Annotated in this window: 8 protein-coding genes; 7 read left to right on the top strand and 1 reads right to left on the bottom strand. The window is 62.3% G+C overall.

The annotated features are described in order from the left end of the window. The 6 genes from VIG90_RS01065 to VIG90_RS01040 form a co-directional block, all read left to right on the top strand. On the top strand, window positions 1–308 hold a 308-nt coding region (locus VIG90_RS01065; protein WP_331591543.1), incomplete at its 5' end, for a LysR substrate-binding domain-containing protein. Window positions 309–632: 324 nt separating this feature from the next. Then, complete coding sequence (locus VIG90_RS01060; RefSeq protein ID WP_331591541.1) at window positions 633–1,586, top strand: Rieske 2Fe-2S domain-containing protein; 954 nt, start codon at window positions 633–635, stop codon at window positions 1,584–1,586. A 90-nt stretch (window positions 1,587–1,676) separates the two neighbouring features. Further along, a complete protein-coding gene (locus tag VIG90_RS01055) occupies window positions 1,677–2,483 on the top strand; it encodes an acetoacetate decarboxylase family protein (protein WP_331591540.1) in 807 nt (268 codons plus the stop codon). Then, window positions 2,483–3,349 (top strand): SDR family NAD(P)-dependent oxidoreductase, encoded by an 867-nt coding sequence (locus VIG90_RS01050; RefSeq protein WP_331591538.1) that lies wholly within the window; start codon window positions 2,483–2,485, stop codon window positions 3,347–3,349. The genes VIG90_RS01055 and VIG90_RS01050 overlap by 1 nt, the downstream gene beginning before the upstream one ends. Window positions 3,350–3,380: 31 nt before the next feature. Continuing rightward, window positions 3,381–4,733, top strand: coding sequence for an MFS transporter (locus VIG90_RS01045; protein ID WP_331591537.1), 1,353 nt, complete (start codon window positions 3,381–3,383; stop codon window positions 4,731–4,733). Window positions 4,734–4,842: 109 nt separating this feature from the next. Further along, window positions 4,843–5,322 (top strand): nuclear transport factor 2 family protein, encoded by a 480-nt coding sequence (locus VIG90_RS01040; RefSeq protein ID WP_331591536.1) that lies wholly within the window; start codon window positions 4,843–4,845, stop codon window positions 5,320–5,322. 28 nt (window positions 5,323–5,350) lie between these two features. Here VIG90_RS01040 and VIG90_RS01035 read toward each other — a convergent pair whose 3' ends face one another. Further along, window positions 5,351–5,980 carry a TetR/AcrR family transcriptional regulator gene (locus tag VIG90_RS01035; protein ID WP_331591534.1) on the bottom strand — a complete coding sequence of 210 codons (630 nt, stop codon included), beginning with the start codon at window positions 5,978–5,980 and terminating at the stop codon, window positions 5,351–5,353. 373 nt (window positions 5,981–6,353) lie between these two features. On the opposite strand from VIG90_RS01035, the gene VIG90_RS01030 reads away from it, so the two are divergent. Then, a partial coding sequence (locus VIG90_RS01030) for a TonB-dependent receptor (RefSeq protein WP_331591532.1) occupies window positions 6,354–8,650 on the top strand: 2,297 nt, incomplete at its 3' end.

Here is an 8,650-nt window from a genome sequence, read left to right as displayed (position 1 = left end):
GGGTGAAGGTGTCAGGCTACTGGAAAAGCAACAGCGGCATTGCCTTGTCGGCGGCTGCGCGCCGGGGGCTCGGCATCGCGCAGATTCCGATCAGCGTGATCGGAGATGATCTGGCCGAGGGCCGCCTGATTGCTCTCGATCGCGACTGGGCATTTTACGACAAGGAAGTCTGGGCAGTGTTCTCGTCCGGCATGATGCCGGCAGCCACGCGCGCCTTCATCGATTATCTGGCCGGCCGGTTCGATCATGCAAAGCTGCGCCCGTGGATGCAGCGCGCCATGGACCGTTTGGCATCGTATATCACCTGAGTGTACGGCCAGCGCCCCGCAATAATTGTGGAGCAGAAACCGCTTCTTCCCTGCTGGCTCGGGGGCGAAGCGGCGTCAGTGAAGAGCTTTTGCACCTGCGTTCATCAGGTAAGCTGGCTTGCTCGGCTTTTGAAGGGTCTAGATTGTACACGCACATGCACAGTGCGTCGCCGCTCATGTGCTTCCGCACCAGGCAGATCAGGGTATCTTAATAAAAAGCCCAGCAAGGGCGGCCGGTTCAAAAAAATGACAAGGACCGGCTCAAGGGGAGGATGGCGAATGCTGCAACGGTTTCCCATGCCCATTCCGTATGGATGGTTTTTCGTGAGCTATAGTGACGAGCTGTCGGTCGGCGACGTCAAGCCGGTTCACTATTTCGGCCGGGATCTCGTTATTTTCCGGAATGAGCAGGGCGAGGTGGGTCTTCTGGACGCATACTGTCCCCACCTTGGCGCGCATATGGGCCATGGTGGCACGGTTGACGGCGACAAGCTGCGCTGCCCGTTCCACAGCTGGGGCTTCCGCCCGGATGGCTTCTGCACTGATATTCCCTATGCGCGGGTGATGCCGCCGATCACCAAGCGCGAGCCGATTGCCCGCCCCTATCCCACAGTGGAGAAGAACGGTGTCGTCTGGGCGTGGTATCACCCGGCCGGCGTCGCGCCGATGTTCGACGTGATCGAACACGCGCCCTTCACCGAGGCAGGCTGGGCCAAGCCGGTGCGCCGCTTCTGGAGTTTCGCCAGTAATCCGCAGGAGATCGCCGAGAACGGCGTGGACCTCGCGCACTTCGAGTTCGTCCACAAGATGGAGGCAGTGCCCGAAGGCAAGACCAGCTATGAGGGGCATATCCGCCGCAGCGAGGCGGCGGGCGAGCGCCAGATCACCCTGCCGGACGGCTCCACCAAAATCGTGCCCTCGAGCGTCAATACCATCCAGAACGGCGCGGGTCAGAAGTTCACCCAGCTCAAGGGTGTCGTCACCCTGTCCCTGATGGTGCTGGCAACGCCGGTCGAGGCTGATCAGGTCGAGCTGCGTTTCTGCTTCACCTATCCGGATACGCCGGAAGGCTCACCTGAGCACAGGACGGCCATGGCTGCCATTGAGAATACCTGCGGCCAGTCCGGCGTTGAGGGAGATATTCCCATCTGGCACCACAAGATCCACCGTGTCCGGCCGCTGCTGTGCGACCGGGACGGCCCGATCCTGCGGTTCCGCAGGTATTTCGAGCAGTTCTATGCCGAGGATGCGACGCCCCGGCAGATGACCGCCGTCTAACAGACGAAAACAACCCAGCTGCATCACGGGTGCGCCAACGCAAGGTTCGGCGCGCAACGGGCGACTGTGCCCATTCAAGGGGAGGGAAATATGGCCAAGTTACGCTTTGTTCAGGGTCCGGTGACGACCCCGCAGTCAGGCAGTCTGAACAATACCGTCCGCACCGTCCGGGCCGTTTACGAAACCCATCCGGAGATCATTCATGCCATGCTGCCGCGCCCGCTCAAGGCAGCGGCGCGTCCGGAAGTGTTCCTCCAATTTGCCCACGTCGCCATGCACGTCTCGCCGGAGCGCACGGTCGAGATCGGTGCGCTGACGCTGGCCTTGATGTGCGAATATGAAGGCACGCCTGGCGGCTACGTGTTCCACATGTCGATGGAAGGCGAAACAGTGGTGACCTCGGGCCGCGAGCGCTTCGGCGAGCCCAAGAAGATCGCCGAGACCACGTTCGAGAAGAACGGCGATCATGTGCGGGCCACCTGCACCCGCCACGGCATCACCTTCTTCGAGGTCGACGGAACCCTTGGCGCAGACCAGGGCAAGCCCGAGCCGTTCGAGGAGTACTTCTATTGCTACAAGGGCCTGCCTTCCATCACGACCCCGGGAGAATTCGATGGCGACGTGTACCTGACCCGCCTCAACTGGAAGCGCAACTACAGCCTCAAGCGCGCCTTCGAGGGCAAGATCCGCTTCCATGAATCCGCCTACGATCCGCTGGTCGATGTGCCCATCGTGCGGATGGTGAGCATGGATTACGTGGAGGGCGCGACGAACACCAGCGGCCAGCTGCTGACGACCGTCCCGCCTGAATATATCGCGCCGTTCTGGGTGCAGCGGAACGATGCGCCGACCAACCCGGGCATTGATGTGCTGGTGGCTGGCGAGAAGGTTGCCTGATGGAAAGCTTCAAGGGGCGTGTCGCTGTTGTTACCGGCGGCGCAAGTGGCGTTGGTCGCGCACTTGGTGAGCAACTGGCGGCAGAAGGGGCTCGGGTGGTTCTGGCGGACATCGACCAGAACCGGCTCGATGCCACGGCACGCGAGATTTCGGACGAAACGGGCGGGGAGGTCATTGGCCTGCGCGTGGACGTGACCAAGGCGGAGTCCGTGGAGAGCCTTGCCGAAGCGGTCTGGGACCGCTTCGGCGCCGTCCATCTCCTTTTCAACAATGCCGGGGTCGGGCTGGGAGAGGCCCAGCGCACGATCTGGAGCCTGCCGGCGAACGACTGGCGCTGGGGCTTTGATGTCAATGTGTTCGGCGTCGTCTACGGCATCCAGTCGTTCGTTCCGCGCATGCTGGCTTCGGGCGAGGAAGGGGTGGTCATCAACACCTCGTCCTCGAACGGAGGGCTGCGCTCCCTGCCGAACACGCCGATCTACGCAGCCTCCAAAGCCGCGGTGACCAGCATCAGTGAGGTGCTTTACCAGCAGCTTCTGCGGGAAGGCTCGAGCGTGCGCGCTGCGGTGCTGTTCCCGGGGCCGCACGTGGTCAACACCTCCATTCTGGCATCCAAGCGCAATCGCCCGGAGGATTACGGCGACAACGACGGCAACAAGCCCGCCTATGAAACCATGGAGGATCTGGTTCGGACCACAGGTCTGAAAATGGCATTGACCGAACCCGAGGAAGTCGCAAGCTTTGCGCTTGCAGGGATCCGGGCTGGAAAATTCTGGCTGCTGCCGGAAAGCGCAGAAAACGATCAGAAGCTGAAGGAGCGGATTGACACCCTGCTTGCGCGGCAGAACCCGGCATCGGCCTGGTAACGCGAACAATAAAAATGGGGAGACGCGGGCAATGACCAGCAAGGCGGCAAGCGGAACGGAAATACCGGAACGAACCACCAGCGCGGCATACCCCTGGTATGTCGCCGGCATTCTCTCGATGGCCTATTGTTTCAGCGCCATCGATGCCCGCGTGCTGACGCTGCTGGTCATCCCCATCAAGGAGGACCTCCAGCTCACGGACTTTCAGATCAGCCTGCTTCAGGGCTTCGCCTTCGCGCTGCTGTACAGCGTTGCCGCCATTCCCATCGGCAGGCTGGTGGATACGGTCAGCAAGCGCACGCGCATCATCGTCGTCGGCGTCGTGTTCTGGTCGATCATGACGATGATGTGCGGGCTGGCTCGCAGTTTCTGGCAGCTCTTTGCCGCGCGCATCGGCGTCGGCATGGGAGAGGCAACGCTCAGCCCAACTGCCTACTCGCTCCTCAGCGACTATTTCGAGCCCAAGCGCCGGGCGCTCGCCATCAGCCTTTACGCCATCGGGTATCCCATCGGCGGCGGCCTCGCGCTGATCATCGGCGGGTTCCTGCTCCAGTTCTTCACGGCGCGGGGCGGCGGATCCCTGCCGATCATCGGCGCGCTCGAGCCCTGGCAGATGGTCTTCATCGCCGTTGGCCTGCCGGGCGTCATCATTGCCTCCCTCATCATGACCATCCGCGAGCCGGTGCGCCGGGAACTGGCCAAGGGTTATGAAGACAAGGTCATGCCTTTGTCGGAAACCTTCGCCTATCTGAAGGCGCACTGGAAGGTCTACGGCATGCTTATCGGGTCGATCTCGCTCATCGGCATGCTCGCCATCGGAAGCTCGCTCTGGTACCCGACTTTCCTCATCCGCACCTATCAGATGCCAGTGGCCGAAGTCGGCCTCTACTACGGCGTCGTCATGCTGGTCTGCGGGACCATCGGCACCATTGCGGGCGGCTGGATGTCCGGCCGGCTGATGCGCAAGGGCCAGTCGGACGCCAACATCCGCATCGTGCTGGTGACGACGGTTTTAAAGGCGTTCCCGCTCATCATTGGCCCGCTGATGCCCAATGCCCCGCTGGCGCTGGCCTGCATGGCGCTCGGCACGCTTATCGGACAGGGCGCGCAGGGCGTAATGATTTCCGCCATTCAGGATGTCACCCCCAACCAGCTGCGCGGGCAGGTGATGGCGCTTACACTGCTCTGCGTCAATCTGGTGGGGCTTGGCCTTGGCGCCAGCTTCATCGCCGCCATCACCGATTTCGGTTTTGGCGATGAAGGCGCGATCCGCTATTCCATCGCCATTGCGGGCGCGGTGCTGTTGCCGCTGATCGTGGCGATCATCGTGGCCGGCATGCCGGTTTACCGGCGCACGCTCGCCGAGAAGCAGATGATTGCCTAAGCTGCGAGGGCAAGGCCTGCACCAAGCGCAAGGCGTGAGACACCGGCAAGGGGATCAGCTCGCAATATTGCCAGCTGGCATGCGCTTCGTGCCGTTCGTAAGGAAAGCCATGTCATACGAAGACCGACTGGAAAAGATCGAGGCCCGGCTGCGGGCCGCAGAAGATCAGCTCGAGATCATCCGTCTGCTCTCAACCTACGGTCCGGCTGTCGACAGCGGGGCGAGCCGGGCAGCCGCTGAACTCTGGGTTGAAGACGGCGCCTACGATGTGGGCGGCATGAACCGCTTTGCGGGCCACGATACGCTCGAGGCGCTTTACGAGGCCGAGACGCACCAAGGCCTGATCCGGCAGGGCTCTGCGCACATCACCAGCACACCGCAGATCACGCTGGCGGGGGACCGGGCGGAGGCTGTTGCCTACTCCCTTGTCGTCCTGCGCGGGGAGGAGGGGCACACGGTATGGCGTGCCTCGGCCAATCACTGGGAACTTCGGCGAACGGAGGCAGGCTGGCGCATGGTGACCCGCTCAAACCGGGTGCTGGACGGCTCGGCGGAGTCCCAGGCTCTGCTGGCCCGGGCGCTGCGCTGACCTGTCAGCGCAGCGGGGTTGTCCCCGGCTAGCTCTGCCCAGGCTTGACGATGGTCTGGGCCAGAAAGTAGCCGGCTTCGGTCATGCGCTTGGCGAGCGGATAGGTCTCGTCCAGCCGCCAGTTGTGAACGATGCCGACCAGGCAGCTCGTCACGATCTCCGCTAGGACGCGGATATCAATGTCGTCGCGCACTTCGCCGGTTGCCAGCCCGTCTTCCAGCATCTTCTGGAATTCAACGATCAGCCGCCCGAAGCGTGCCGCGCCCACGTTCTCGTTCCACCCCAGCTCCGATGCGCCAACGATGGTGCGGATGTAGGGCGGTGATTCTTCCATTTCCTTGCCGGTCGTGCGCATCAGCCGGTCCAGCCGCTGAGCCGTCGTCAGCGGCTTCTTCCGCAGCGCCTCGATCTTCCGGTAAAAGACCTCGTCGAGCTCCTCGACCAGCACAGCCACGATGTCGCCCTTGCTGGGAAAGTAATTGAACAAAGTTGCGCGCGCCACGTCTGCTTCGTTGGCGATCTGATCCATCGTGGTGCCGGCAACACCGCCTTGGCCGAAGCATTCGCGGGCGGCATTCAAAATGGCTTCACGAGTCCGCATCTTGTTGCGCGTCCGCCGGGAAACGCTGACATCGGCCTTCTCTGGCTCTTTTTCCATTCAAGTCACACAGTGATGACGGGGCAGGCGAGACTCCTGCGCTCCGGGTGCAAATCGGTTCTCAAACGGTCAGCATACTGCCAACCAGGCGATGAAGGCCAAAACTGTTGGAAATGCCCCCCGATTTCCTGAACTTTGCCCACTCCCCTCATATCGCCACTGATGCAAATATGCAACGGGTGCTATGGTTTTATCCTGGTCTGACCCGCTTTCTGCGCAATCCTGCGGCCAAACGCCTGCGAATGTTGAAAGGATACTTGCCAATACCCCTTTCCATTAATAGACTGAGGTCCATTATTAATCTGCAAGTGCAAAAATCCAAAAGCGGGAAAATCCGCGGGAGCACAGCAGTCAGATGAGGGGGAGGTTCTTTGTGCTGAATCGATTAGTGTCGCTTAAGGCGGGCGTGTTGCTTGCATCGGTTGCTTCGGTGTTCCCGCTGACGGCCGTCCAGGCGCAGGATGCCGCACCAGAAGCGCAGCAGGAACAGGCTGCCAACGTCAGCCTGGGTGAAATCGTCGTCACCGCGCGCCGTCGTGCAGAATCGCTGCAAACCGTACCGGTGGCCGTGCAGGCCATCAGCGGCGATGTTCTGGCCCAGCGCAACATTCAGGACGCGACGGACCTGCAGCGCATGGCCGTGTCGCTGACCACCTATCAGCAGGCCCGCGATGAGGTCACCTTGTCGATCCGCGGTATGTCCAGCTCGGGCGCATCCGCGCAAGGCCAGAATCCGCGTGTCACTGCCTATTTTGCCGAAGTGCCGCTCCAGACCGGCGACTCCGGCGGTCCGGGCCGCTTCTTTGACCTGCAGAACGTGCAGGTGCTCAAAGGCCCGCAGGGCACCCTGTTCGGCCGCAACTCGACGGGCGGCGCGGTGCTGTTCGAGCCCCAGCGGCCGACGGACGAGTTCGAGGGTTATGTCACCGGTCAGATCGGCCGCTTTGACGAGCGTCAGCTGGAAGCAGCGCTGAACGTGCCGGTCTCCGACACGCTCGCCATTCGCTTCGCCGGCAAGCGCTCCAAGCGCGATGGCTTTACCAAGAACATCGTGAACGGCCAGATGCTGGACGACCGCGACTACTGGGGCGGCCGTTTCTCGCTCGAGTTCACGCCGACCGACAGCCTCAGCAACTTCCTGATGTTTGACTACTACAAGTCCAACACCAACGGCTCGTCGCAGCAGCTGATCGGGGTGAACGTCGACAAGATGCTGTCGCCCAATGCGGTTGCCGGTCTGCCGCTGTATCTGGGTGGCAACCGTCCGTCGATCTCGCTGCTGTCTTCCAGCCCGGACCCGCGCGCGGTCATCGCTCAGGCCATTGCGGCTGGCGGCTTCTCCATGTTCCCGTCGCCGCTGCTGGAGCAGCAGCTGGCCAACCAGAAGGAAGGCGGCCCCCGCATTTCCCAGTCCGGCGTTGATGGTCTGTCAAAGACGGTCAGCTGGGGCGTGACCAACATTACTGACTTCCAGATCAGCGAAAACCTGTCGCTCAAGAACATCTTCGGCATCCGCCGCTTCAAGCAGTTGAGCCGTTATGACCTGGACGGCACGGTGTTCCCGCTGCTCGACCAGATCACGCCGGACGGCAACTGGAGCTCCAATGATCGTCAGATCAGCGAGGAGTTGCAGCTGCAGGGCAACGCGCTCGATGAGAAGCTGGAATTCACCCTCGGCGGTTTCCTGTCCTGGGGCAAGACCCCGAGCCCGCAGTATCTGCGGCAGGTGTCGGCAGGCACGCCGCTCCAAACGTTCCTGGAGCGCAAGGAGCGCAGCCAGGCGGTCTTTGGACAGCTGTCCTATGACCTGTCCGATATGGTGGCTGAAGGCCTCAGCATCACGGGCGGCTATCGCTACACCCATGACTATCGCTGGATGAACTTCGACAACCGCCGCGACCCGCGGGCGCAGTTCCCCATCGAGACCTGCAGCCTCGTCAACGGCTGCCCGACGGAGCTGGACAAGTCGTTCAACGCCTCGTCCTATAACGTCAGCCTCGACTGGCAGATCGATCCGGTCACGCTGGTATACGTCACGCACCGCAAGGGCTACCGCGCCGGCGGTCTGAACCCGCAGGCGCTGGACTTCGGCCTCTCCTATGACCCGGAGAAGGTCACCGACTTCGAAGTCGGCGTGAAGTCGGACTTCGACATTGCTGGCATGCCGGCCCGCACCAACCTGGCGCTGTTCCGCTCCAAGCTGAAGGGGGCGCAGGTTAGCCAGTCCTTCTCGGTGCTGAACCCGATCACCGGCGGCATCTCGCTGATCAACCTGATCGTCAACGCGGCGGAAGCCACGGTGAAGGGTGTCGAGCTTGACGCAACCCTGATGCCGGTGCCGGGCCTGACGCTGTCCGCATCCTGGGCTTACACCGACGGCAAGTACGGCGAGTTCATCGACGTTGCCACCGGTCGTCCGGAGACGGGTCGTCCGTTCCCGTTCCTGGCCAAGCACCGCCTGAACCTGGGTGCGCAGTACACCACGGCGATGCCGGGCGATAACGGCGACATGACCTTCCGCGCCAACTGGGCCTACTCCAGCAAGTATTCGCTGTCGGTGTTCAATGAACCCTTCGGCGAGGAGAACGGCTACAACCAGCTCGATCTCGGCATCGACTGGGAGAACGTGGCGGGCAGCGACGTGACCGCGTCCATCTTCGTGAACAACGT

The sequence above is a fragment of the Pedomonas sp. genome, assembly GCF_036515995.1.
In the GTDB taxonomy this organism is placed as follows: domain Bacteria; phylum Pseudomonadota; class Alphaproteobacteria; order Sphingomonadales; family Sphingomonadaceae; genus Pedomonas.
The sequence above is the reverse complement of the archived record's forward strand: the minus strand, read 5'-3'. Positions and strand labels throughout refer to the sequence as shown.